This is a genomic window from Microbacterium sp. H37-C3 (assembly GCF_027157935.1).
Taxonomy (GTDB): domain Bacteria; phylum Actinomycetota; class Actinomycetes; order Actinomycetales; family Microbacteriaceae; genus Microbacterium; species Microbacterium plantarum.
This window is the reverse complement of sequence record NZ_JAPVLR010000001.1, coordinates 98,280-123,596: the sequence shown is the minus strand read 5'-3', so window position 1 is coordinate 123,596 and position 25,317 is coordinate 98,280. Positions and strand designations below refer to the sequence as shown.

At 70.3% G+C, this 25,317-nt stretch carries 21 protein-coding genes, 1 tRNA gene and 1 pseudogene; 6 read left to right on the top strand and 17 right to left on the bottom strand.

Going from position 1 to position 25,317, the window contains the following annotated elements:
• Nucleotides 1-59 precede the first annotated feature (59 nt).
• Both O1W71_RS00515 and greA read left to right on the top strand, forming a co-directional pair.
• On the top strand, nucleotides 60-455 hold the full coding sequence (locus O1W71_RS00515; protein ID WP_269266105.1) for a DUF4307 domain-containing protein: 396 nt from the start codon (nucleotides 60-62) through the stop codon (nucleotides 453-455).
• Between the two features lie 84 nt (nucleotides 456-539).
• Nucleotides 540-1,031: a transcription elongation factor GreA gene (gene greA / locus O1W71_RS00510; RefSeq protein WP_112618021.1), complete on the top strand. Its 492-nt coding sequence runs from the start codon at nucleotides 540-542 to the stop codon at nucleotides 1,029-1,031.
• 25 nt (nucleotides 1,032-1,056) lie between these two features.
• Here greA and ilvA read toward each other — a convergent pair whose 3' ends face one another.
• The 4 genes from ilvA to O1W71_RS00490 form a co-directional block, all read right to left on the bottom strand.
• Nucleotides 1,057-2,283, bottom strand: coding sequence for a threonine ammonia-lyase (gene ilvA / locus O1W71_RS00505; RefSeq protein WP_269266104.1), 1,227 nt, complete (start codon nucleotides 2,281-2,283; stop codon nucleotides 1,057-1,059).
• Nucleotides 2,280-3,461: an AI-2E family transporter gene (locus O1W71_RS00500; RefSeq protein ID WP_269266103.1), complete on the bottom strand. Its 1,182-nt coding sequence runs from the start codon at nucleotides 3,459-3,461 to the stop codon at nucleotides 2,280-2,282. Before O1W71_RS00500 ends, ilvA begins: the two co-directional genes overlap by 4 nt.
• 64 nt (nucleotides 3,462-3,525) lie before the next feature.
• On the bottom strand, nucleotides 3,526-4,092 hold the full coding sequence (locus O1W71_RS00495) for a LemA family protein (protein ID WP_112618018.1): 567 nt from the start codon (nucleotides 4,090-4,092) through the stop codon (nucleotides 3,526-3,528).
• A 78-nt stretch (nucleotides 4,093-4,170) separates the two neighbouring features.
• A complete protein-coding gene (locus O1W71_RS00490) occupies nucleotides 4,171-4,650 on the bottom strand; it encodes a MarR family winged helix-turn-helix transcriptional regulator (RefSeq protein ID WP_269266102.1) in 480 nt (159 codons plus the stop codon).
• Between the two features lie 42 nt (nucleotides 4,651-4,692).
• On the opposite strand from O1W71_RS00490, the gene O1W71_RS00485 reads away from it, so the two are divergent.
• Nucleotides 4,693-5,601 carry an EamA family transporter gene (locus O1W71_RS00485; protein WP_269266750.1) on the top strand — a complete coding sequence of 303 codons (909 nt, stop codon included), beginning with the start codon at nucleotides 4,693-4,695 and terminating at the stop codon, nucleotides 5,599-5,601.
• Here the strand turns inward: O1W71_RS00485 and O1W71_RS00480 are convergent.
• From O1W71_RS00480 to O1W71_RS00435, 10 genes and pseudogenes are all read right to left on the bottom strand, one after another.
• Nucleotides 5,561-5,633, bottom strand: a tRNA-Leu gene (locus O1W71_RS00480). The genes O1W71_RS00485 and O1W71_RS00480 overlap by 41 nt on opposite strands.
• Before the next feature lie 178 nt (nucleotides 5,634-5,811).
• Nucleotides 5,812-7,248, bottom strand: a complete 1,437-nt coding sequence (locus O1W71_RS00475; RefSeq protein ID WP_112618016.1) for an NAD(P)/FAD-dependent oxidoreductase — start codon at nucleotides 7,246-7,248, stop codon at nucleotides 5,812-5,814.
• A gap of 43 nt (nucleotides 7,249-7,291) precedes the next feature.
• Nucleotides 7,292-8,557 carry a S8 family serine peptidase gene (locus O1W71_RS00470; RefSeq protein WP_269266101.1) on the bottom strand — a complete coding sequence of 422 codons (1,266 nt, stop codon included), beginning with the start codon at nucleotides 8,555-8,557 and terminating at the stop codon, nucleotides 7,292-7,294.
• Nucleotides 8,554-9,024, bottom strand: coding sequence for a DUF501 domain-containing protein (locus tag O1W71_RS00465; protein WP_269266748.1), 471 nt, complete (start codon nucleotides 9,022-9,024; stop codon nucleotides 8,554-8,556). Before O1W71_RS00465 ends, O1W71_RS00470 begins: the two co-directional genes overlap by 4 nt.
• A 104-nt stretch (nucleotides 9,025-9,128) precedes the next feature.
• A complete protein-coding gene (locus O1W71_RS00460; protein WP_240309863.1) occupies nucleotides 9,129-9,599 on the bottom strand; it encodes an FtsB family cell division protein in 471 nt (156 codons plus the stop codon).
• Nucleotides 9,600-9,630: 31 nt separating this feature from the next.
• Complete coding sequence (eno, locus tag O1W71_RS00455; protein ID WP_023950384.1) at nucleotides 9,631-10,911, bottom strand: phosphopyruvate hydratase; 1,281 nt, start codon at nucleotides 10,909-10,911, stop codon at nucleotides 9,631-9,633.
• 98 nt (nucleotides 10,912-11,009) lie between these two features.
• Nucleotides 11,010-11,687 (bottom strand): O-methyltransferase, encoded by a 678-nt coding sequence (locus tag O1W71_RS00450; RefSeq protein ID WP_269266745.1) that lies wholly within the window; start codon nucleotides 11,685-11,687, stop codon nucleotides 11,010-11,012.
• Nucleotides 11,688-11,786: 99 nt separating this feature from the next.
• Nucleotides 11,787-12,323: pseudogene (locus O1W71_RS00445) on the bottom strand (SGNH/GDSL hydrolase family protein); the annotation flags it as partial.
• A gap of 280 nt (nucleotides 12,324-12,603) precedes the next feature.
• Complete coding sequence (hisS, locus tag O1W71_RS00440; RefSeq protein WP_269266743.1) at nucleotides 12,604-13,860, bottom strand: histidine--tRNA ligase; 1,257 nt, start codon at nucleotides 13,858-13,860, stop codon at nucleotides 12,604-12,606.
• Between the two features lie 31 nt (nucleotides 13,861-13,891).
• Complete coding sequence (locus O1W71_RS00435) at nucleotides 13,892-14,551, bottom strand: MazG family protein (RefSeq protein ID WP_269266100.1); 660 nt, start codon at nucleotides 14,549-14,551, stop codon at nucleotides 13,892-13,894.
• A gap of 117 nt (nucleotides 14,552-14,668) precedes the next feature.
• Between O1W71_RS00435 and O1W71_RS00430 the strand changes: the two genes are divergently transcribed.
• The 3 genes from O1W71_RS00430 to O1W71_RS00420 all read left to right on the top strand — a co-directional run bounded on the left by O1W71_RS00430 (nucleotide 14,669) and on the right by O1W71_RS00420 (nucleotide 20,291).
• Entirely contained in the window at nucleotides 14,669-17,341 is a 2,673-nt protein-coding gene (locus O1W71_RS00430; RefSeq protein ID WP_269266099.1) for a phosphoenolpyruvate carboxylase, read from the top strand.
• Between the two features lie 78 nt (nucleotides 17,342-17,419).
• Complete coding sequence (gdhA, locus tag O1W71_RS00425) at nucleotides 17,420-18,778, top strand: NADP-specific glutamate dehydrogenase (protein WP_269266098.1); 1,359 nt, start codon at nucleotides 17,420-17,422, stop codon at nucleotides 18,776-18,778.
• 49 nt (nucleotides 18,779-18,827) lie between these two features.
• Nucleotides 18,828-20,291, top strand: a complete 1,464-nt coding sequence (locus O1W71_RS00420) for a basic amino acid/polyamine antiporter (protein WP_269266097.1) — start codon at nucleotides 18,828-18,830, stop codon at nucleotides 20,289-20,291.
• A 31-nt stretch (nucleotides 20,292-20,322) separates the two neighbouring features.
• On the opposite strand, the gene mfd is transcribed toward O1W71_RS00420, so the two are convergent.
• The 3 genes from mfd to O1W71_RS00405 all read right to left on the bottom strand — a co-directional run bounded on the left by mfd (nucleotide 20,323) and on the right by O1W71_RS00405 (nucleotide 25,263).
• The gene (gene mfd / locus O1W71_RS00415; protein WP_269266096.1) at nucleotides 20,323-23,919 is read right to left on the bottom strand and encodes a transcription-repair coupling factor; all 3,597 of its coding nucleotides are present in this window, start codon (nucleotides 23,917-23,919) and stop codon (nucleotides 20,323-20,325) included.
• Nucleotides 23,920-23,977: 58 nt separating this feature from the next.
• Complete coding sequence (pth, locus tag O1W71_RS00410; RefSeq protein WP_269266095.1) at nucleotides 23,978-24,559, bottom strand: aminoacyl-tRNA hydrolase; 582 nt, start codon at nucleotides 24,557-24,559, stop codon at nucleotides 23,978-23,980.
• Between the two features lie 65 nt (nucleotides 24,560-24,624).
• Nucleotides 24,625-25,263, bottom strand: a complete 639-nt coding sequence (locus tag O1W71_RS00405) for a 50S ribosomal protein L25/general stress protein Ctc (protein WP_269266094.1) — start codon at nucleotides 25,261-25,263, stop codon at nucleotides 24,625-24,627.
• Nucleotides 25,264-25,317: the final 54 nt, after the last annotated feature.

The following is a 25,317-nucleotide window of genomic DNA, read 5'->3' as shown; positions in this document are numbered from 1 at the left end:
AGCGCTTAGCCTGGAACTACCAGCCTAATCCCGTCAGAACCACCCCGGAGACCGTCGTCATGACCACGCAGCTCAAGCTCGACCAGCGCTACGGTCGGACGCGTGAGAGGCGGTCCCGGCGGATTCTGATCGGTGCCGCTGCGGTGGTGGGGGCAAGCGTTCTCGGGCTCGTGGCCTGGACGACCGTGACCGGCGCCATCGACTCCGTCGACACCGACGCGACCGGGTTCCAGGTGATCGACGAGCACTCGGTGGTCGTCTCGTTCCAGGTCAGCGGCGCGCGAGACAAGCCGCTCGCGTGCGCCCTCGAGGCCCAAGACACCGAGCACGGCGTCGTCGGGTGGCGGGTCGTCGAGTATCCGGCCGCTGACGGTGTCTCACGAGCGTTCACCGAGACCATCCCGACCGTGGCGCTGGCGACCAATGGTTTGGTGACCTCTTGCTGGATCCCGTAGTCTAGGCATTTCTTGTGCGCCCCGGTCGGATGCCGGGGCGTTCGCCATAGGCGGCTGTGCGCCGCGCCAGTCCAAGGAGATCACATGTCGAACGACGCTCCCGTCACCTTCCTCACGCAGGACGCCTACGACCGTCTCGTCGCGGAGCTCGAACACCTCTCGACGACCGGCCGCGAGGAGATCGCCAAGCGCATCGAGGCCGCGCGCGAGGAGGGCGACCTGAAGGAGAACGGCGGCTACCACGCCGCGAAGGATGAGCAGGGCAAGCAGGAAGCGCGCATCCGCACGCTGCAGCAGCTGCTCAAGGACGCGACCGTCGGAGAGGCTCCCGAATCCGACGGCACCGTGCTCTCGGGCACCGTCGTCACCGCGCTCGTCGCCGGCGGCGAGGAGGTCTTCCTCCTCGGCAGCCGCGAGATCGCGGCCGGCTCGGAGCTCGATGTCTACAGCGAGGCGTCACCGCTCGGCGAGGCCATCCTCGGCCTCAAGGAGGGCGACAAGACCTCGTACACCGCGCCGAACGGGCGCGACATCTCCGTCGAGATCGTCAAGGTCGAGACCTACTCGGGCCAGTGACCCGCGAGCTTCGCGCCGGCGTCCGTCAATCGGCGACGACCGTCGGCGCGAAGCCGGCATCCTCGAGAATCGCGATGACCTGAGCGCGGTGCTCCTCGCCCCGCGTCTCGACGCTCAGCTGGAGGATCACCTCGCTGATCTGCAGCCCCTGCCCGTGGCGGGTGTGCAGCACCTCGATGACGTTCGCGCCCGCGACCGACAGGAGCTCCGAGACGCGAGCCAGCTGGCCGGGGCGATCGGGAAGCGGGATCTGCAGCGTCATGTACCGACCGGATGCCGCGAGGCCGTGGGCGACGACGCGCTGCAGCAGCAGCGGGTCGATGTTGCCGCCCGAGAGCACCGCGACCGTCGGGCCCGACGCCGTCACCTTGCCCGCGAGTATGGCCGCGACACCCACCGCACCGGCGGGCTCGACGACCTGCTTCGCGCGCTCGAGCAGCACCAGAAGCGCACGGGCGATGTCGTCGTCCGAGACCGTGACGACCTCGTCGACGAGCTCGCGGATGACCGCGAACGTCTCGTCGCCGGGGCGGGCGACCGCGATGCCGTCGGCGATCGTCGGGGTCGTCTCGACCGCGAGCGGCATCCCTGCAGCCAGCGACGATGGATACGCAGCCGCGTTCTCCGCCTGCACCCCGATCACGCGCACGCGACGCCCCTCGGCGGCGGCGCGGCCCTTCACTGCGGCGGCGACGCCGGCGATGAGACCGCCTCCCCCGATCGGGATCAGGAGGGTCTCGATGTCAGGCACCTGGTCGACGAGCTCGAGTCCGAGAGTCCCCTGCCCCGTGATGACGTCGGGGTGGTCGAACGGATGGATCAGCACGGCACCGGTGCGCTCGGCGAACTCGGCGGCCAGGCGGAGGGGCGTCTCGACCGTCGCGCCCTCGAGCACGACATCGGCGCCGTACCCGCGGGTGGCGAGGAGCTTGGGGACGGGGACGCCGAGCGGCATGAAGATCGTCGCCCGGATGCCGAGCTTCTGCGCTGCGAGCGCGACGCCCTGGGCGTGATTGCCCGCCGACGCCGCGACGACCCCGCGGGCGCGTTCCTCCTCGCTGAGACGCGAGAGGCGGTAGGTCGCACCGCGGATCTTGAACGAGCCGGTGCGCTGCAGGTTCTCGAGCTTCAGGTGCACGGGCACGCCCAGGAGATCCGAGAGGTGCTCGGAGTACTCCATCGGCGTTCGGGTCACGACGCCGTCGAGCACGGCCGCTGCGGCGTCGAGGTCGGCCGGAGTGGGTCCGGTCATGCGTTCTTCCTCCGGTCTCGGGGCACGGTGCTCCAGATCATCTCATCGGGCCGCGGGGCGACCCCGGTCTCCCACGAACGTCGCGAAACGTAGAGCACGACGACGTTGACGAATGCGGCCAGCGGAACCGCGAACAGGGCCCCGGGGATCCCGGCAATCATCGCACCGCCGGCGACGACGATGACGACGGCGAGCGGGTGGACCTTCACCGCCGAGCCCATGAGGAGCGGCTGCAGGATGTGCCCCTCGAGCTGCTGCACGCCGAGCACGATGACGAGCATCCACAGCGCGATCCAGGGGCCGTTGTAGACGAGCGCGAGGAAGACGGCGAGGGCGCCCGTGACCACGGCCCCCACGAAGGGGATGAAGGCGCCGAGGAACACGAGCACGGCGATCGGGGCCGCGAGCGGCACACCGAGGAAGAGGGCGCCCAGGCCGATACCGGTCGCATCGATCGTGGCGACGAGCAGCTGGGTGCGCGCGTAGGTCACGACGGTTCGCCACCCCGTTCGGCCAGCACCGTCGACGGCCGGACGGGCTTGACGGGGAAAGAGCCGGACGACCCAACGCCAGATGCGCCCGCCGTCGGCGAGGATGCACAGCAGGATGAAGAGCACGAGCAGTGCTCCGGTCGCGACGTGCCCCACGGTGGAGCCGATGGCGAGTGCCCCCGACCACAGGAGAGACGCCTGCTGTTCCAGGAAGCCCCAGCCCTGCTGGAGCAGACCGTCGATCTCGGTCGAGGTGAGATGGAGCGGACCGTCGATGAGGTACTGCCGAAGTTGGCCGACGGCTTCGACTGTTCTCGCCTGAACCGAAGGCCACTGCCGACTGATCTGCCAGATGGCGAGCCAGAGGAGCCCCGAGATGACGGCGATGGTCGCGAGCACGCTCACCACGATTGCCGCCCAGCGCGGCACGCGGTGCTCCAGCATCCACAGCAGACCCGGCCAGAGCAGTGCCGCGATCAGGATCGCGATCAGCAGCGGGATGACGAGCAGCTTGAGCTGGATGATGATCCAGATGGCCACTCCCGCGGCAGCGGCGACGACGAGCAGCCGCCAGGAGTACGCCGTGGCCAAACGCAGACCCCGGGGAATTCCCGTCGACGTCTCGGTGGCAACGGTTCGGGTGCGGAGGGCGTCGAAGAAGGACCGCCCGACCTTGTCGTCGCTCATCCGGCCAGTCTAAGACTGCGCCGCGGGCGCGTCCGACCGTCGGGGGCGGTCTCAGAGCGTGGGCTCAGAACTGCACGCGCGGCGGCTCCGCGATCGCCGCGCCGTTCTGAACCTCGAAGAACTCCCGCTCGGAGAACCCGAGGCTGCGCGCGAAGAGGTTGTTGGGGAACACCTTGATCTTCGTGTTCAGTTCGCGCACGCCACCGTTGTAGAAGCGACGCGACGCCTGGATCTTGTCCTCGGTGTCGACGATCGCCTGCTGCAGCTGCAGGAAGTTCTGGCTCGCCTGAAGCTGCGGGTACGCCTCGGCGACCGCGAAGAGCGACTTCAACGCCTGCTGGACGTGCCCCTCGGCCACCCCTGCCTCAGCGGGCCCGTTCGCCGACAGGATCTCGGCACGAGCACGGGTGACGTTCTCGAAGACCGCCTTCTCGTGCGCGGCATAGCCGCGCACCGTGTCGATGAGGTTCGGGAGGAGATCGGCGCGCCGCTTCAGCTGGACGGTGATGTCGCTCCAGGCCTCGTCGACGCGGACGTTCAACGCCACGAGCGAGTTGTAGGTCGCCCACAGGTAGATGCCGATCACGGCAAGCAGTGCGACGATGACGATGACCGGGATCAGCCACTCCATTGCATGTCCCCCTTCTCCGCGACCAGTCTAACCAGGGCGTATCCTGCCGAACCGGCCGCGCGCGGGAACTCGCAGGTCTTACCCACCCGGGGCGAGCCGGGACAGGAGCGAGGCGAGCTGGGACCGTTCGCTCTCCGTGAGCTCCGCGAGCACCGCACGCTCGGTCTCCAGATGGTCCGGAAGCACGCGGTCGACCACCCGGAGTCCCTTCGGGGACAGGCGCACGATCTTCCCCCGTCCGTCCGCGGGGTCGGGATGGCGGCTGACGTAGCCGAGCCCCTCGAGGCGGTTCAGGCGCTGGGCGACGGCGCTCGAGGTGATCATGGCATCCGCCGCGAGCTCAGCGGGAGTCAGCTCATAAGGTCTCCCCTGCCGGGTCAGCGTCGCAAGCACATCGAAGGTCGCCGCGTCGATGCCGTGACGCGCGAACGTGGCCGTGAGGCGCGCATCGACGGCGGCCGCCGCCCGCCCGAGCCGCCCGATGACGGCCATCGGGCTCACGTCGAGGCCGGGCCTCTCACGCGCCCACTGTTCCAGAATCCGGTCCACGCGGTCCATGTCCTCGATCCTACTGGCTAAGCACTGAGCTATATTGACTAAGTGCTTAGCAATCGGACCGCATTCGTTCCCCTGACCGCCATCGCGCCCCTGGTCTGGGGAACCACGTACCTGACCACGACGACGTTCCTTCCGCCGGGGCATCCGCTGCTCATCGCGACCGTGCGAGCCCTGCCGGCCGGGCTAATCCTGCTTCTCGTGGCCCGGCGGCTGCCTACCGGGTCGTGGTGGTGGCGCGCCTGGATCCTCGGAGCCCTCAACTTCACGGTCTTCTTCGGGTGTCTCTTCGTCGCCGCCGACCGCCTCCCCGGCGGCGTCGCCGCCGTCGTCGGGGGGATCCAGCCGCTCATCGTCGCGATGCTCGGCTGGTGGATCCTGTCCGAGCGGCTCACCGTACTGACGTCGATCGCCGGAGTCGCCGGCGTCATCGGCGTCGGGATGATCGTCGCGCCCGGAGGCGCCGACCTCGACCCGATCGGTATCGCCGCGGCGCTCGGCGGCGCAGTCTCGATGGCCGTGGGCACAGTCCTGACGAAGCGCTGGGGCGCGGGGCAGCCGCCGCTCACAATGACAGCGTGGCAGCTCGTCACGGGCGGGATCCTGCTCGCGGTGCTCACGGCGTTCCTCGAGCCACTGCCGGGCGCGCTTCCTACCGCGCCCGAACTCGGCGCCTATGCGTGGCTCGCGCTCATCGGCACCGCGCTCGCCTACCTGCTGTGGTTCCGTGGCGTGCGGGCGCTGCCAACGCGCCTCCCGGCGTTCCTGGGGCTGTTGAGCCCCGTCGTCGCGGTCCTGCTCGGGCTGCTCGTCGCCGGCGAGACGCTGAGCGCCCTACAAACCGCCGGCCTCGTCACGGTGCTCGCGTCGGTGACCGCCGCCGTCGCACAGCGACGCCCGAAGTCACCGGCCGTACCCCCGGTGGGACTCGAACCCACACTGAAGCGATTTTAAGTCGCCTGCCTCTGCCATTGGGCTACGGGGGCCTGGTCCCACGTTACCGGCCCCCGGGCGGCCGCTCGGGCCGCGGGTGACCCTTCACCTGGCAGCACACGCCCACTCGCACCCCACGAAGCGGCGCAACCTGCCAACTGAGCGCTCTGCGCAGAAACGACGAGGCCCCCGTCACCGTGCGGTGCGGGGGCCTCGTCGTGACGGGCGAAATCAGTTCGCGTCGACCTTGTTGTCCTTCTCGGCGGGAGCGACCGCTGCGGCGCCCTCGTCCTTCGCGACGCTCTTCGGGTCGATCGGCGGCTGCGGGTTCTCCGCGGCCGGCTGAGCGGGACGCGGACGCGCGGCGAACTCCTCGAACGCGGCGCGCGGGGTGAGCGTGCCCTGGAGCGCGACGTTGTCGCGGCCGAGCCAGAAGTTCATCCACCAGTCGCCGACGACGCGCCACTTGCGCTCCCACGACGGCATCGCGAGGCCGTGGTAGCCGCGGTGCGCGACCCAGGCGAAGAAGCCCTTGATCGCGATCTTGCCCGACTGGAAGACACCGTTGCCGAGGCCGAGACCGGCGACTGCGCCGAGGTTCTTGTGGAAGTACTCGCGAGGCGTCTCACCGCGAAGGACCGCGACGAGGTTCTTCGCGAGCAGCTTTGCCTGGCGTACGGCGTGCTGCGCGTTGGGCACGCAGTACCCGCCCACGCCGCCGCCGGTGAGGTCGGGAACGGCCGAGATATCACCGGCAGCCCAGGCGCCCTCGACGATCTCCTCGGGCGTCCCGACGCGGAGGTCGGCGCGCGTACGGATGCGACCGCGCTCCTCGACGGGCAGGTCGCTGCCGCGGACGACCGTCGGGTTCGCCATGACGCCGGCGGTCCAGATGATGACGTCGGTGGGAATGACCTCACCCGTCGACAGCGCGACGTTGCCGCCCTCGGCGCCCTGCACCTGCGTGTCGAGGTGCACGTTGGCACCCTTTTTCGCGAGGTCCTTGAGGACCCACTGGCTGGTCTCGAGGGAGACCTCGGGCATGATGCGGCCCATCGCCTCGATGAGGTGGAAGTGCGTGTCCTCGAAACGGAGCTGGGGGTAGCTCTTGAGGAGCGACGACGCCATCGCGCGCAGCTCGGCGAACACCTCGATGCCCGCGAAGCCGCCGCCGACCACGACGACGGTCAGCAGGCGGTCGCGCTCGGGACCGGCGGGCAGGTTCGCCGCGCGGTCGAAGTTCGTGAGGATGCGGTCGCGGATGGCCATGGCCTCTTCGACCGTCTTCAGGCCGATCGCGTTGTCCGCGATGCCCGGGATCGGGAACGTGCGCGAGACAGCACCGGCGGTCACGACGATCTGGTCGTAACGGTGCTCCCACGGCTCGCCCTGAGCGGGGGTGATCGTGGCGACCTTGTTCGCGTGGTCGATCTTGGTGACCTTCGCGTTGACGACGTTCGTGCGCTTGAGATGACGACGGAGGCCGACGACGACGTGGCGGCCTTCGATCTCACCGGCCGCGACCTCGGGGAGGAACGGCTGGTAGGTCATGTACGGCAGCGGGTCGACGATGGTGACCTCGGCCTCACCCTTGCGGAGGTGCTTCTCGAGCTTCCACGCAGTGTAGAAGCCGGCGTAGCCGCCACCGACGACGAGGATCTGGGGCACAGATGTGGACACGTTCGGAAGAACTCCTTGATCGGGGGCTCGGCTAGCGCGACGCGCGGGCCGATCGGATGCGCCGGACAGCAGCAGTGACGCCGAGCGCCACCAGTATAGCGGCGATGGTCACACCCACGAGCGGGACGGTCCCGTACAGGAGCGTGTTCAGGCTCGGCAGCAGCGGCGAACCGGCCTCGGACGGCGGATCCGCTGCCGGGAGCTCCGGAAGCGCGACCGGCGATGACGAGGGTTGCGGCGCCGGCGCCTGCTCGGCCCGGCGGTAGATGCGCACCCACTCGGCGAGATCACCCATCGGGTTCTCCGAGACCGCCGGAACGGCCGTGTTCACCGCGGCAGCGGCATCCAACAGTCCGTAGCCGTAGAGCGGGTCGGGCTTCGCCGAGACGCCGGGCACCGCGCGCGCGGTCTTGATGATGCGGTTGATGACGTTGTTCGCGTCGAGCCCGGGGTGCGCCGAGCGCACCAGGGCCGCGACGCCCGCGACGATGGGGGCTGCGCCACTCGTGCCGTCCCACACGACGATGCGGCCGTCGGCGGAAACCCCGAGCAGCCCCTCGCTCGGCGCGGAGATGCCGATCGTGATGCCCTGCGTCGACGCCTCCTGGCTCGCGACCCCGCCTCGGTCGACGCCGCCCACCGTGAGCACACCCGGAATCGTCGCCGGCGCTCCCACACGGTCGGTTCCGGTCCCCCGGTTGCCCGCGGCCACGACGACCACGACGTCGTGGTCGTAGGCGTACTGAAAGGCCGTGTCCCACGACGGATCCCATTCGAGCAGGTTCGTCGTGAACGACAGGTTGATGACGTCGGCCCCGTGGTCGACGGCCCATGTCATGGCATCGGCGACCTGCGTGGCGAACGGGATGTCGGAACTGCCGCCGAAGCCGATCGAGAGCGACAGCAGCTTCGCCTCGGGAGCCACGCCGATCATCCCGGTGTCCGGGCCGGTGCCGCGGGATGCCGCGAGCGAGGCGACCCAGCTGCCGTGGTCGCGGTCGTCGCCTCCCACAGGAGTGCGGCCGTCGGCGCTGCCGGAGCCCGAGAAGTCCGCTCCGGCGGTGACCGCCCCCTCGAACTCGGCCGGTCCGCGTCCGATGCCGGTGTCGATGACCGCGATCGTCGTACCTGCACCGCGCGTGGTCTGCCACGCCGTGCGGATGCCGTAGTCCTCGAGCCAGTACTCCGCCTGACGCGCGGGGTCTGTCGGAGGCACCACCGCACCGGCCGTCGCCGTGGTGACGACGAGCACGCCGACGACGGCCGCGCGCAGAAGCCGCCCGACGCGCCGCGTCACGCGGCCACCCGGGGGTTCGCGCACGTGCACCGCTCGGGCGACCAGGTGGATCGCTCCAGCGCGAGGTCGCCGATGGGGTTGACCCCCGGCCCCGACGCGAGGGCGTGGGCTGCGACGGCGTGCAGGCACTTGACGCGCGTCGGCATGCCCCCGGCGGAGATCCCCGCGATCTCTTCGACCTGACCGTACGCGGTGCGGTCGGCGAGGTACTTCTCGTGGGCACGCTGATAGGCCGCGGCGATGTCGGAGTCGTCGGCCAGCAGGTCGGAGAGCTCGCGCATGACGTGGGTCGCCTCGAGGGCCGACATCGCGGCGGTGGCACCGGGGTGGGTCAGGTAGTAGAACGTCGGGAACGGCGTGCCATCGGGCAGCCGCGGCTCCGTCGACACGACCGTCGGGTTGCCGCACACGCAACGCGCCGCGATCCCCACCACGCCGCGCATCGGGCGTCCCAGCTGCTCACGCATGACCTCGAGGTCGGCGTCGGTCGCGGGCGTCAGAGCGGGAGCAGTCACTCTGACAGGCTACCGTCCGCCGCTGGCCGACTCCTGGGGCGGCACGGCAGCGGTGCTCAGGGGCCGGTGGCTGCCGTTCGAGCGGATCCGCTGGTCACGACCGAGCGCACGAACTGCGACATCCAGTCGGTGCGGGTGCGTTCGACGTCGCTCGAGACTGCGGCCGGATCATCGGGCAGGGCGGATGCCGGCAGATCGTCGTCGATGAGGTAGACGACCTCTCCGGGACGGACGTAGTACAGGCGCTCGCGCGCCTGCGTCATGATGAAGGCCGGATCACGCCACTGCTCGCGCTCCGCGGAGAGGGCGTCGACCTCTTCCTGGCTGACACGGACCGATTCCTCCAGCGCTGCGATCTGAGCGCGCTGATCGAGGTAGGTGCTGACCGAGGGGACGAGCACGCACGCGGCCAGCACGACGAGCCCGAGCATGATGAAGGCGAAGCCCGACACACGGATGCCGCCCATCCACTCGCGGACGTCCACCCGCCGCCGGGAACGAGGAGAGGGAGCCGTCGTCTTGACCACGGCTCCCCCTCTCGTCACGTTTCAGCGCAGATCAGCCCTGGAATCGCGGGAACGCAGCGCGGCCGATGAACTCCGCGGCGTCACCCAGCTCCTCCTCGATGCGCAGAAGCTGATTGTACTTCGCCACACGCTCCGATCGCGCGGGCGCGCCGCTCTTGATCTGACCGGCGTTGACCGCCACCGACAGGTCGGCGATGGTCGTGTCCTCGGTCTCACCCGAACGGTGCGAGAGCATCGTCGTGTAGCCCGCACGGTGAGCGACCGCGATCGCGTCGAGCGTCTCGGACAGCGTGCCGATCTGGTTGACCTTCACCAGCAGCGAGTTGGCGGCCTTGCGGCGGATGCCGTCGGCCAGGCGCGCCGGGTTGGTGACGAAGAGGTCGTCGCCGACCAGCTGCACCTTGTCGCCGAGCTTCTCGGTGAGGGCGGTCCAGTTGTCCCAGTCGTCCTCGGCGAGGGCGTCCTCGATCGTGACGATCGGGAAGTCGTTGACGAGCTGCACGTAGTAGTCCGTCAGCTGCTCGGCGTTCCAGTCCTTGTTGTCGAGGCGGTAGACGCCGTCGTTGAAGAACTCGGTCGCCGCGACATCGAGGCCGAGGGCGATCTCGGAGCCGGGCTTGAAACCGGCCTTCTCGATCGCCTTGACGAGGAACTCGAGGCCCTCGCGGTTGCTGGGCAGGTCGGGCGCGAAGCCGCCCTCGTCGCCGAGACCGGTGGCGTAGCCGGCGGCCTTCAGCTCGCCCTTGAGGACGTGGTAGACCTCGGTACCCCAGCGCAGCGACTCGCTGAAAGTCTCGGCGCCGATCGGCGCGAGGAAGAACTCCTGCATGTCGATGCCGTTGTCGGCGTGCTCGCCGCCGTTGATGACGTTGAACAGCGGCACGGGCAGGACGTGCGCGTTCGGGCCACCCAGGTAGCGGAACAGCGGCAGGTCGGCCGAATCGGCGGCCGCCTTGGCCACGGCGAGCGAGACGCCGAGGATGGCGTTCGCGCCGGTGCGCGACTTGTTCTCGGTGCCGTCGGTCTCGATGAGGATCTCGTCGATGATGCGCTGCTCGCTCGCGTCGACGCCCTCAATGGCGGGGCCGAGCTCGTCGATAACGGCGGTGACGGCCTTGAGCACGCCCTTGCCGCCGTAGCGGCTCTTGTCGCCGTCGCGGAGCTCGTACGCCTCGAACGCGCCGGTGGATGCGCCGGAGGGGACGGCCGCGCGCTGGACGATGCCGTCGTCGAGGAGCACCTCCACTTCGACGGTCGGGTTGCCACGCGAATCCAGAATCTCGCGTGCGCCTACAGCCTCGATCAGTGCCACAGGGGTACTCCTTGCTTGTGGAGGGTGAGTCGTGGAGCGTCGTCGGTCCACTCTGAGTCTAGTGATGACCGGAGCCGCCGCCACCGGGTCTGCCGGGACTATGACGCGGGGTCGACTCGCAGCGCGATCGCGAGCCCGTCCCAGCCCTTGAGATCGAGCGTCTGCAGCGCGGTCGCCTCGAAGCGCGGATCACGGGCGAGCATCTCAAGTCCTCGGCGGGTGCCGGCCACCTGCTCGTCCTCCGTCGCCGGGTCGCTGACGCGGCCCGCACGCACGACGTTGTCGACGACGACGATCGCGCCGGGCCGGGTCAGCCGCGCGGCGTGATCGAGGTAGATCGTGTTGGATTCCTTGTCGGCGTCGATGAAGACCAGATCGAACTCCTCATCGACGTCGGGGAGCACGTCCGCGCCGCGCCCGACGCGCACCTCGACGCGGTCGTCGACGCCGGCGCGCGCGATGCTCGCTCGGGCGACCTCCGCGTTCCGGGGCTCGGCCTCGATGGTCAGCAGCCGTCCGTCCGCCGGCAGGACGCGCGCCATCGCGATCGTCGAGAAGCCGCCGAGCGTGCCGATCTCGAGGACCCGGCGAACGCCACCGATCCGGATGAGCAGCTGCAGAAGCTTGGCACTGAGCGGTGAGACCTCGATGGCGGGAAGCCCGGCCTCGCGTTGATCGGTGAGGGCGGCATCCAGATCCGCATCGGGCGTGACGAGAGTCGCCGTCAGGTACGCGTCGGTACGCCGCCAGCTGTCGGGAGTGGGGTCGGTCGTCATGCTCTCAGCCAACCGCACGGCGTCCGCGCGCGCCAGCATCCGCTCCGCCATCACCTCGTCGAGGGCGGCGGCGACCGCCGGGAGCAGCGCGTCACCGGTGCGCCGGTACCCGAGTGCGCTCGGGTGGAATCGGTCGAGGGAGAACATCTCGTCCGGATTGTCGACGAACACCGGTCCCACAGCGCGGCGGAGTGAGACGACCCGCGCGCCGGCTGCCCGCGCCGCGGTCTCCTGAGCCTCTGCGAGCGCCCGCGACGCGCGTGATGCGAAGCTCCGCAGCGGCTGCGGGACCGGTCGGAGGGCCCCGAGGTCCGGACAGGTGCCCACGACGACCGCGCACCCTCGAGCGCGGAGCGCCTCGACGGCGTCGGCGAGGCTGCGAGCCGCGTCAGCGGCGGGGATGCGGTGCGTGACGTCGTTGCCGCCGACCACGATCACCGCGACATCGGCTGCGGCATCGCCGCCGAGGGCTGCGATCTGGTCCGGCAGCGTCGATGACTCCGCGCCCACGACGGCGCCGGTCCGGAGCCGCACGGGGCGGCGCGCCCGCTTCGCCAGTCCGCGCGCGAGCCGTCCGCCGAGAGTGTCTTTCCGACGCTCGGCCCCGAGGCCCGCGGCGAGCGAGTCGCCGAGCATGACCAGACGCACGGGCTCGCCCGCATAAGAGCCGCGCCACAGCCGGTCGGCGTCGAGGGCGAGCTCACCCAGGGGCTTGCCGATTCGCTCTCGCGCGAGCGCGGCCTGCCGTGCCAGCACGAGGCCCGAGGCCAGCGCGACGGCTCCAGCCGAGAGAACGGCGCCGCCGACGGCCGCGGCGATGCGCACGACAGGTGTGGTCATGACGCCAGCACAACACCGTCGAGTGAACGGGCGCGGAAGACTATCCGACGCTCGCGCGAACGACGTCGGGAGTCCCTCAGCCGATCGGGCGTGGCTCGACCGATCCGACGTCCTCCCCCGCACGCAGCGTGACGAAGGCGGCGTAGCCGTCGGCAGCGGCGCGCTCGAGCAGCGCCTTGAGGTTCTTCGGGCGCTGCTCGAGCCGCACCCGCGAACCGGTCGCGAGAAGGAACGCCTTCGCGGCGAGGAGTTCGGGCAGCGGCACGTCACGATCGTGGACGAGCACGACGCCGGTGCGGTCATCGCCCGCCGACGAGCCCAGCAGGTCGACGAGCCTTTCGAACCCCAGCGAGAAGCCCACGGCCGGCACGTCCGAGCCGAGGAACCGGCCGATCATGCCGTCGTAGCGGCCGCCCCCGCCGAGCGAGTACGACACCGAGGGGTGCGCTAGCTCGAAGATCGTGCCGGTGTAATAGCCCATGCCCCGCACGAGGAACGGGTCGAAGACGAGCGGCACCTCGGTCGCCCCGCCCCGCGCCGACCGCACGGCCTCGCCGATGCCGACGAGGTGCGAGATCACGTCGTCGCCCACGCCCTCGGGGAGTCGCGAGCGGATGCCGTCGGCGTCGAAGGCCGCGGCATCCGACTGCGGGCGGCGAAGGAACGCCTCGAACGCGTCCGCGGCGGCCGGGGTCGCACCACGCTCGCGCAGCTCCGCTACGACGCCGTCCGTCCCGAGCTTGTCGAGCTTGTCGATCGTGATGAGCACTCCCGGGCGCTCGGACTCGGCGAAGCCGAACGTCGCGAGCATCGCATCGAGCACGCGCCGGTCGTTGATGCGCACCGACGCACCGGTCAGCCCGAGCGCGTCGAGAGCGTCGAGGCTCGCCGTCATCAGCTCGGCCTCCGCACGCGAGGTCGCGTCGCCGATGATGTCGATGTCGCACTGCACGAACTGCCGGTAGCGACCCTTCTGCGGCCGCTCGGCGCGCCACACCGGCGCGATCTGGATCGCGCGGAACACCGTGGGCAGCTCGGCACGGTGCGAGGCGTAGAAGCGGGCGAGCGGCACCGTCAGGTCGTAGCGCAGCCCCAGATCGGTGAGCGCGGCAGGGTCGTCCGCCGCGGCACGGATGCCGTCGGCGTCGAGTCCGCGCGCGAGCACGTTGTAAGCGAGCTTCTCGTTGTCGCCGCCGATTCCGGCGTGCAGACGTCCGTACTCCTCCATGACGGGTGTCTCGATCTCGTCGAAGCCGTGCGCTCGGTAGCGCTCGCGGACGACGGCGAGAACGCGCTCGCGGCGGGCTTTGTCGGCGGGAAGGAAGTCGCGCATGCCGCGCGGCGGGTTCACGGTGGGCACCGTCCTATCCTTCCAGGTCGGCGGCGGCGCCACTGGTGCCCTCGGCCTCGCGGATGTCGGCGCCCAGGGTGCGCAGTCGTTCGCGCAGGGCGCGCTCGGCATCCCAGCCCTGGGCGCGGCCGTGAGCGACGAGCGCGAGCAGTGCGTCACCGAGCCCGGCCTCGTCGGCGGGCGATTCCGCGGGTGGCGCCGGTGCGGCCGACAGGACGGACTCCGACTTGGCGAGCATCTTCTGGGCCAGGGCGAGCGTCGGCATGTGGGCGGACACTCCGTCGAGCACACTCGTGCGCGCGCGCTTCTCGGCCGACTTCGCAGCGTTCCAGAGCACGAGCACCTGCTCGGGAGTCTCGGCCGTCGCGTCGCCGAAAACGTGGGGATGCCGCCGCACCATCTTCTCGGTCAGACCCCGGGCGACGTCGTCGATGTCGAACGGGTCGGATGCCGACCGCGACGCGATCTCAGCGTGGAAGAGCACCTGCCACAGAAGGTCGCCGAGCTCTTCGCGAAGGTCAGCCGCGGTGCCCGCTTCGACGGCATCCACCACCTCTGCCGACTCCTCGATGAGGTACGGGACGAGATCGCGATGAGAGATCTGCGCCGTCCACACGCATCGCTCGCGCACGGCGCGCATCGTCTCGGCGGCGTCACGCAGCGGATCGGACATCGGGCTCCTTCGTACGGGGCGGTCCCAGGCTAGTCCCGCCGTAACACAGCGGCGCCCGACGCCGCGTGTATGACGCCCGTGTCAAAGCGCGGTCGCGCGTGCCAGTACTTTGGAGGCATGCGCGAGCTGACCCGAACCGAAGCCATCGATCTCGTCGGCCGATACGAGGCCGAGCAAGAGATTCCCGAGGCGATGCGCGCCGATGTCCGGATGCTCGGCTCGATGCTGGGCCAGGTGCTGCGAGAGAGCGGCTCGCCCGGCCTCTTCGACGACGTCGAGCGCCTGCGAGGCGCCACGATCCAGGCGTACACCGACGACTCGCCCGAAGCGTTCGAGCGCGCGGCGGCGATCGCCGAGTCGTTCAGTGTCTCGCGTGCGGACGAGGTCGCGCGCGCCTTCACCGTGTACTTCCACCTCGTGAACCTCGCCGAGGAGCACCAGCGTGTCCGTCTGCTGCGCGAGCGCGCGGGCATCTCCGACCAGGACAGCGCGAGCGACTCCATCCCCGCCGCATACGCGCAGCTGTCGTCCGAGGTGGGCGAGGACGAAGCGGCGCGCCGGCTGCGCGAACTGCGCTTCCACCCCGTCTTCACGGCGCACCCCACGGAGGCACGTCGCCGCGCGGTCTCGCAGAGCATCCGGAGGCTCGTGACCCTGCTCGAGACGCTCGAGAACTCCGCTGCCGGTGGCGCCGAGCACCGACGGGCCCGCCGCCGCATGCTCGAGGAGATCGACACGCTCTGGCGCACGTCGCCGCTGCGCGCCGAGAAGCCGACGCCGACCGACGAGGTCCGCGCCGTCATGGCCGTGTTCGACGACACCCTCTACACGACGATCCCGCTGGTCTACCGTCGTCTCGACGACGCCCTGCAGGGCGAGGTCGCCGGCAGCCGTCCCCCGGTGGTGGCGCCGTTCGTGCGTCTGGGTACATGGGTCGGCGGCGACCGTGACGGGAACCCCTTCGTCACCGCGTCGGTCACGAAGAAGGCCGCCGGCATCGCCGCCGAGCACGTGCTTCTCGGCCTTGAGCGCAGCACCGAGCGCGTCGGCCGCGGATTGACCATGTCGGGAGACACGACGCCCCCGAGTCCCGCGCTGCGAGCACTGTGGGATCGCCTCGCCGCGTCCGACGACGAGGGCGCCGCCGACGCCGTGAAGCGCGCCCCCGGGGAGCACCACAAGCGCGTCATGATGCTGCTCGCACGCCGCATCCGCGCCACCCGTGCGCGCAACGCCGACCTCGCCTACAGCGACCCCGAGGAGTTCCTCGCCGACCTGCGTGTCGTGCAGAGCTCGCTCGACGAGGCCGGCGCCAAGCGCCAGGCCTTCGGCGCGCTCCAGCAGCTGATCTGGGCCGTCGAGACCTTCGGCTTCCACCTCGCGGAGCTCGAGGTCCGGCAGCACTCCGCCGTCCACGCCAAGGTTCTCGCCGAGTGCGAGGCGGGCGGCGAGCTGAGCGATCTCGCGAACGAGGTCCTGGAGGTCTTCCGTACCATCTCGCAGGTGCAGAAGCGCTTCGGCCCGCGGGCCGCGGGCCGCTACATCGTGTCGTTCACGCAGTCGGTGGACGACCTCGCGAACGTGCACGCCCTCGCGCGTCACGCCGTCGGTCCCGACGGGACCCCGCCGGTCCTCGACGTCATCCCGCTGTTCGAGACCTTCGCCGATCTGCAGGCAGCTCCCGGAATCCTCGCCGAGATCATCGACCACCCGGCGTTCGCCGCGCGCCTCGAAGCCACCGGCCGGCGCCTGGAGGTCATGCTCGGCTACTCCGACTCGTCGAAGGACGTCGGACCGGTCGCAGCCAACCTCGCCCTCTACGAGGCGCAGGCACGCATCGCCGCATGGGCGCAGGAGCAGCGCATCGAGCTCACTCTGTTCCACGGCCGCGGCGGCGCTCTCGGCCGCGGCGGCGGGCCCGCCAACTCCGCCATCCTCGCCCAGCCGCCGCACTCGGTCGACGGTCGCTTCAAGCTCACCGAACAGGGCGAGGTCATCTTCGCCCGCTACGGCGACCCCGACATCGCCCTGCGTCACATCGATCAGGTGGCCGCCGCGATCCTGCTCGCTTCCGCACCGTCGATCGAAGAGCGCAACAGCCGAGCCGCCGAGCGGTATGCCGACGTGGCGGCGACGATGGATGCCGCCTCGCGCGAGCGCTTCTTCTCCCTCGTGAAGGCACCCGGGTTCGCCCCGTGGTTCGCCGCCGTCACGCCGATGGAGGAGATCGGCCTCCTCGCCCTGGGCTCGCGCCCGGCGCGCCGCGGGTTGTCCGTCGAGTCGCTCGAAGACCTGCGCGCGATCCCGTGGGTCTTCGCCTGGACGCAGGCGCGCATCAACCTCGCGGGCTGGTTCGGGCTCGGAACCGCACTCGAGGCGGTTGGGGACGAAGCGCTGTTGCGTGAGGCGTACCAGCAGTGGCCCCTGCTGCGCACGGTCATCGACAACGTGGCGATGAGCCTCGCGAAGGCCGACCCGCGCATGGCTCGTCGACACCTCGCGCTCGCCGACCGCGATGATCTCGCACAGCTCGTCGTCGACGAGATGCTGCTCACCCGCGACTGGGTCGTGCGCATCGCGGGAGGCGACGGTCTGCTCGCCAACAAGCCCGTGCTCCAGCGCGCCGTGAAGATGCGCAGCCCGTACGTCGACGCCCTCTCGCTCCTGCAGCTGCGGGCGCTGCGTGTGCTCCGCTCGACCGAGCAGGACGCACCCACCCCGCCCGAGTGGCAGCGCCTGCTGCTCATCACCGTCAACGGCGTCGCAGCGGGCCTCCAGAACACCGGGTGATCGTCATATGGCCGGGCAGGCTCCGTCGTGCCCGCTAGCGTGGATCGGGTCCCGCCCGCTCGGCCAGAAAGCTCCACCATGACCGAACACCACGCTCCCCTGCCCTCCTCCGTTCAGCCGGTCTTCGACACCGTCCTCCAGCGCAATCCGCACGAGCCCGAGTTCCAGCAGGCCGTGCACGAGGTGCTCGAGGCGATCGCGCCGGTCGTGGAGGTCCAGCCCGAGCTCGCGCGCGACGGCATCCTCGAACGTCTGGTCGAGCCCGAGCGACAGATCATGTTCCGCGTGCCGTGGCTCGACGACGCCGGCACCGTTCGCGTCAACCGCGGCTATCGCGTGCAGTTCTCCTCGGTGCTCGGACCGTATAAGGGCGGGCTGCGCTTTCACCCGACCGTGAACCTGTCGATCGTGAAGTTCCTCGGCTTCGAGCAGATCTTCAAGAACGCCCTCACCGGTCAGGGCATCGGCGGCGCCAAGGGCGGCAGCGACTTCGACCCGCACGGTCGCTCGGATGCCGAGATCATGCGCTTCTGCCAGTCGTTCATGAACGAGCTGTACCGCCACCTCGGCGAGCACACCGACGTCCCGGCCGGCGACATCGGCGTGGGTGCGCGCGAGATCGGGTATCTCTTCGGGCAGTACCGCAAGATCACCAACCGCCACGAGTCGGGCATGTTCACGGGCAAGGGCGTGCAGTGGGGCGGGGCCGAGGTCCGCACCGAGGCGACGGGCTACGGCGCGGTCTTCTTCGCGCAGGAGATGCTCGCCGTCGCGGGCGACTCGCTCGAGGGCAAGCGCGTCGCGGTGTCGGGCTCGGGCAACGTCGCGACGTACGCCATCGAGAAGGCGTACCAGCTCGGTGCGACCCCGATCACGGCATCCGACTCGTCGGGCACCATCGTCGACGAGGACGGGATCGACCTCGCCGTGCTCAAGCAGGTCAAGGAGACCGACCGCCGACGCGTCTCGGCGTACCTGGATCACCGGCCCCGCGCGACGTTCATCGAAGGTGGCCGCCCGTGGCGCACCGCGGTCGACGTCGCCATCCCGTCCGCGACGCAGAACGAGCTCGACGGAGACGACGCCCGCGCGCTCGTCGACAGCGGCGTCCGGGTCGTCGTCGAGGGAGCCAACATGCCCTCGACCCCCGAAGCGGTCGACGCGTTCCGGGCGGCCGGAGTGCTCTTCGGCCCCGGCAAGGCGGCGAACGCGGGCGGTGTCGCGACATCCGCGCTGGAGATGAGCCAGAATGCGTCGCGCCAGCGGTGGGGCTTCGCCGACAGCGAGAACAAGCTCCGCGAGATCATGAAGAACGTCCATGACGCCGCATTCGCGGCCGCGGAGCGCTACGGCCACCCGGGCGACTACGTCGTCGGGGCTAATGCGGCCGGGTTCGAGCGCGTGGCACGCGCGATGCTCGCCCAGGGCGTCATCTGACGCTGCCGCGCGGCCGGACGGGTTACGAGCCGGGTTAGGCTTTCACCCCGTGCCTTCCGATCCCTCCTCCCCCACGGAGTCCGCTCTCACGCGCCCCGCAGCCCGCCCGGCGACCGTGTCGATGCTCACCCTGTCGACCTTCGTCATCGGGTCGATGGTGGGAGCGGGCGTGTTCTCGCTCCCCGCTGGTTTCGCGGCCGAGACCGGGGTCGCCGGGACGCTCATCGCGTGGGCGGTCGCGGGCGGGGGCATGCTCGCGCTCGCCTTCGCGTTCCAGCTTCTGGCCAACCGTCGGCCGGATCTCGACGCGGGTGTCTACAGCTACGCGCGAGCCGGTTTCGGGAGGTACCTCGGGTACTTCTCGGCGTTCGGCTACTGGGCCAGCGCGTGCGCGGGCAACGTCTTCTACTGGGTGTTCATCACCTCCACCCTCGGAGCGGTGTTCCCGGCCCTCGGTGCAGGCGATACGGTGGCAGCCGTGGCCGTGTCGTCGGCGGGGCTCTGGCTGTTCTTCATTCTGATCCGCCGCGGAGTGCGATCGGCGGCCGCCGTCAACCGCGTCGTCAGCATCGCGAAGACGCTGCCGATCGTCGTGTTCGTCATCCTCTGCGCCACCGTCTTCGATCCCGCGGTGTTCGCCGCCAACTGGGCGGGCCCGTCGGGCGCTCCGCTGTGGGATCAGATCCGCGCCACGATGCTCGTCACCGTCTTCGTCTTCATCGGTCTCGAGGGCGCGAGCGTCAACTCGCGGCACGCCCGGTCGCGCCGCGACGTGGGCCGCGCGACCCTCCTCGGCTTCCTCAGCGTGCTCGCAGTGTTCGCGTCGGTGACCATCGTCTCGTTCGGCGTGCTGCCGCGGGAGGAGATCGCCGCTCTGCCCGAGCCGTCGCTGGGCGGAGTCCTGGAGACGATCGTCGGCCCGGCCGGTGCGGTCTTCATCGGCGCATCCCTCATCGTCGCCGTTCTCGGCGCGTACCTGTCGTGGACCCTGATGGCCGCGGAGGTCCTGCTGGAGGCGTCGCGGTCGGGCGATCTCCCGAGATTCCTCTCGCGGACCAATGCCGACGACACCCCGGTCGGTGCGCTCCTCCTGTCGACGACGCTGGTGCAGGTGCTGCTGGTCGTGGTCCTCTTCGCCGAGAACGCGTTCTCGGTGGCACTCGATCTGACGAGTGTCCTCGTGCTGATCCCGTTCGTCCTCTCGGCCGGGTATGCGCTCAAGCTCACCATCACCGGCGAGACCTACCGCCCGGGCGATCGTGCGCGGATGCGCGACCTCGTCGTCGCCGTGATCGCGACGGCGTACACGACGTTCCTCCTGATCGCTGCCGGTGCGCACTACCTCCTGCTCTCGCTGCTGATCATCGTGCCGGGCACAGCACTCTTCGCCGCGGCGCGTCGGCGCGCCGGAGCCCGCGTCTTCACGCGCATCGAATGGCTGATCTTCGGCGCGTCGGTCATCGGTGCCGCATGCGCCGTCGTCCTGCTGGCGACGGGCCGCATCACCCTCTGACGGGCCCTCCCGACGAGGAGGCCGAGACGCGTCAGGACGTCGCGGCGGGCGTCGTCGGCGCGGCGGCGGGGAAGAGCTGCTCGAGCAGCTGACCCGTCCACGCGATGAGATCCGCATCGCCGAGCACGGTGCCGCCTGCCGTCGGCAGCGGGACCACGAGGGCTTCGCCGCCGGCGAGGAGCTTGGCCTTGGGGTACAGCCGCTGCAGTCGGATGCGCATCGACTCGGGCAGGCGCGCCGGCGCGACCCGCAGGTTCGGCCCCATCGCGACGACGTCGGTGAGCCCCGACTGGGCGGCCCGTCGACGCAGACGAGCGACCGCGAGCAGTCCCTCCACTTCGGCCGGCGGGCGGCCGTACCGGTCGGTCAGCTCCTCGACGACGAGATCGATTGCGTCGTCCTTCGCGCTGACCGCTGCCGCAGCCGACAGCTTCTGATAGGCCTCGAGGCGCAGGCGCTCGCTGTCGATGTAGTCCTCGGGGATGCGCGCCGCCACGGGGAGCTCGAGCCGCAGCTCGGCCGGCCCGTCGACCTCCTCGCCCCGGAAGGTCGAGACGGCCTCGCCGATCATCCGCAGGTAGAGGTCGAATCCGACACCGGCGATGTGACCGGCCTGCTCGGCGCCCAGCAGGTTGCCCGCGCCACGCAGCTCGAGGTCTTTCAGCGCGACCTGCATGCCCGAGCCGAGGTCGTTGTTGACCGCGATCGTCTCGAGGCGGTCGGCGGCGGTCTCGCTCAGCGGCTTGTTCTCGTCGTACAGGAAGTACGCGTAAGCGCGCTCGCGCCCGCGCCCGACCCGGCCGCGCAGCTGGTGCAGCTGGCTCAGTCCGTACTTGTCGGCACGGTCGATGATGATGGTGTTGGCGTTCGAGATGTCGAGTCCGGTCTCGACGATCGTCGTCGAGACGAGGACGTCGGCACGCCGCTCCCAGAAATCGTCCACGACCTGCTCGAGCTGGTGCTCCCCCATCTGGCCGTGCGCGACGGCGATGCGCGCCTCGGGCACCAGCTCACCGAGCTGCGCCGCGACCCGCTGGATCGACTGCACGCGGTTGTGCACGAAGAACACCTGGCCCTCGCGCAGCAGCTCGCGTCGGATGGCCGCCGCGATCTGCTTGTCGCTGCGGGGTCCGACATAGGTCAGGATCGGATGCCGTTCCTCGGGCGGGGTCGCCAGGGTCGACATCTCGCGGATGCCGGTCACCGCCATCTCGAGCGTGCGCGGGATCGGCGTCGCGCTCATCGCGAGGATGTCGACGCCGGTCTTCAGCTTCTTCAGCGAGTCCTTGTGTTCGACACCGAACCGCTGCTCCTCGTCGATGATGAGGAGCCCGAGATCCTTGAAGGCGACCTTCTCGGTCAGGATGCGGTGGGTGCCGATGACCATGTCGACGGTGCCGTCGGCGAGCCCGTCGACCGTCTCGCGGGCCTGCTTCGCGGTCTGGAACCGCGACAGGGGGCGCACCTTGACCGGGAATCCGGCGAAGCGCTCGGTAAACGTCTCGAGGTGCTGCTTCGCGAGAAGCGTGGTCGGGACCAGCATCGCGACCTGCTTCCCCTCCTGGATCGCCTTGAACGCGGCGCGGACGGCGACCTCTGTCTTGCCGAACCCGACGTCGCCCGAGAGCAGGCGATCCATCGGGATCGGCTTCTCCATGTCGGCCTTGATCTCGTCGATCGTCTGCAGCTGGTCGGGCGTCTCCGCGAACGGGAACGCCTCTTCGAGCTCGCGCTGCCACGGGGTGTCGGGCCCGAACGCGTGACCCTTCGACGCCATGCGGGCCGAGTACAGCTTGACGAGCTCGACGGCGATGTCACGCACGGCCTTGCGCGCCTTGCCCTTCGCGGCCGCCCAGTCGCTGCCGCCCATCTTCGAGAGCACCGGTGCCTCACCGCCGACGTAGCGCGAGAGCTGGTCGAGCTGATCGGTCGGCACGAAGAGCTTGTCGCCGGGATAGCCGCGTTTGGCGGGCGCGTACTCGAGCACGAGGTACTCGCGCTGCGTCTTCACCGCGTTGCGCCCGCCACTCGATACCTCGCGCTGCACGAGCTCGACGAACTTTCCGATGCCGTGGGTCGAGTGGACGACGACGTCACCGGGCTTGAGCTGCAACGGATCGACGACGTTGCGCCGTCGCGTCGCGAGCTTCTTCACCACGCGGCCGTCATTGCCGATCGTGCGCCCGTAGAACTCGCTCTCGGTCAGGACGGCGAGCTTCGCCTCCGCCGACTCGAAGCCGCGCTCGAGCGACGCCACGACGCAGACCGCGACGGCCTCGTCGGCCAATTCGGCGACCCCATCGCTCGTGCGTGCGGCGATGCCGCGCTCGGCGAGCACGTCGCGGGCACGGTCGACGAGCCCAGGACCGGACGCGCACACCACGACGCGCCAGCCGCGCGAGAGGAGGTCACCGATATGAGCAGTGGCGCCGTCGACGTTGCCCTGGAAAGACGGCACCGCACTGCCGTCGATGCGCAGGTCGTCGCCCGCGTCGGTCAGCCCCTCGTCCGCGGCATCCGCTGCGCCCGAGTCGAACGCGCTGAGCGTCCACCACACGCCGGAGCGTTCACGCATCGCCTCGCGCAGCGCGGGGAGCGTCAGGAAGTCGCCCGCGCCGAGATCGACCGGGCTGTCCGCCCCGGCGGTGGCCGCGCTCCAGGCCGCCTCGAGGAACTCACGGTTCGTCTCGCCGAGCGTGCGCGCCCGGGTGCGCGAGCGCTCGGGATCGACCAGCGCGATCGCGGAGCCTCGGGGCAGGTAGTCGACGAGCGGCACGACCCCCTCCGCCAGCGCGGGCAGGAGCGACTCCATCCCCTCGACGGGGATGCCCTGCGACATCTTCTCGAGCATGCCGGTCAGGCTGGGGAACGTCGGTGCCATCGCCGCGGCGCGCTCGCGAACGGCCGGCGTCAGGAGCAGCTCGCGGGCCGGAAGCAGCTCGGCCTTCTCGACCTCGCCCGGGAGCGACCGCTGGTCGGCGATCGAGAACGCGCGGATCTGGTCGACCTCGTCGCCGAAGAAGTCGATGCGCAGCGGGTGGTCGGCCGCGGCCGGAAAGACGTCGAGGATGCCGCCGCGCACCGCGAACTCGCCGCGGCGGGAGACCATGTCGACACGGTGATAGGCGAGTTCGACGAGACGGCGGACGACCTGCTCGAGGTCGCTCCCGCGTGTGCCCAGCGTGAGCGAGATCGGCTCGGCGTCGGTCAGGCCCGCGGCAAGCGGCTGCAGAGCGGCGCGCACCGAGGCGGTGACGATCAACGGCGTGCCGCCATCATGGGCCGCTGCACGGCGGAGCACGGCGAGCCGACGCCCCACCGTCTCGGGGCTCGGGCTCAGACGTTCGTGCGGCAGCGTCTCCCAGGCGGGGAAGTGAACGATCTCGGCCTCGGGGACGAGACACTGCAGCGCAGCACCGAGCGTCTCGGCGCGACGACCGGTGGGCGCGACGGCGAGGACGACAGCGGGTCGGCCCTCGCTCCGGCGCTGTTCGAGCAGCGCGGCGAGGAGCGGGGCGTCGAGGCCGTCGGCCAGCGAGTAGTCGACGCTGCCGACCGCACCGGATGTCACCGCCTCCCGGAAGGAGTCAGCCTGCGAAAGGGCGCGCACGATCCCGGGAACTGTCACCACAGAAGCCTACCGCCGGCCGCCGACACGGGCGCCTCGCCGTGCGCGGGCAGCGTGCTCAGCGCGGCGCGTGAAAGCGCTGCTGCGCGGCGAGGAGCCCCTCACCCACGACCGCCTCGACCGCGTCGGCAGCATCCGAGACGAGGATGCCGAGCGTCTTGCGCTCGGCCGCCGAGAACGGGTCGAGCACCCAGTCGGCCGGATCCTGGGACCCCGTGGGCCGCCCGATCCCGACGCGGACACGCGCGAACTCGGGGGTGCCGAGCGCCTTGGCGATGTCTCGGACGCCGTTGTGGCCGCCGTGGCCGCCGCCCGTCTTGAGCTTGATGGTGTCGAAGGGGATGTCGAGCTCGTCGTGGACCACGACGACGTGGTCCGGGTCGACGCCGTAGAAGGAGGCCAGCGCGGCCGCGGGGCCTCCCGAGACGTTCATGAACGTCTTCGGCTTGGCCAGCACCATCTTGGCGGCACCGGGCCGGAGCCAGGACTCGGCCGCCCAGGCGTTGGCCTTGTGCGAACGAAGCGTCTCACCGCGCCGGCTCGCCAGTTCGTCGATGACCATCTGGCCGACGTTGTGCCGGGTCGCCTCGTAGCGCGGCCCCGGATTGCCGAGACCGATGATGAGCCAGGTATCCGCCATGGCGCGCCTTTCGAACGACGGAGCCCGTCCTCACGAGGTGAGAACGGGCTCCGCAGGGGTGAGTATTACTCGGACTTCTCGTCGCCCTCAGCCTCGTCGGACTGCTCGGCGGCGGTCGCCTCGTCGGCGGCCTCGATCTCGTCGACGGCGGCGAGCGTCGCTGCGGGGACCGACACGGCGACGACGAGCGTCTCGGGGTCGGTCACCAGCGTGGCGCCGCGGGGCAGCGTCAGGTCCGCGGCCGTGATGCGCGCGCCGTCCTCGAGGCCTTCGACGTCGACCTCGACGTTGGTGGGGATGTGGGTGGCCTCGACCTCGAGCGTGATCGACGACGCGTCCTGCGTCGCGATGGTGCCCGAGAACGGCTCGCCGGTCACGACGACGGGAACGTCGACCTGGACCTTCTCGCCCTTCTTCACGACGAGGAGGTCGATGTGCTCGATGATCTGACGCACGGGGTCGCGCTGGACGTCCTTGACGAGGACCAGCTGCTCCTTGCCGTCGATGGTCAGCTCGATGACGGCGTTCGCGCGGCGGACGAGCAGCAGCATCTGGTGGCCCGGCAGGGCGACGTGCACGGGGTCGGTGCCGTGCCCGTAGATGACGGCGGGGATCTGGCCGGCGGCACGCAGACGGCGGGCGAAGCCCTTGCCGAAGTTGGTGCGCGTCTCTGCAACGACCTTGGTGTCGGTCTCGGTGGACATGCGTTTCTCCTTGTGGGCCCGGGGCCCTGCTCAGCGGTATGCGGGTTCGACGCG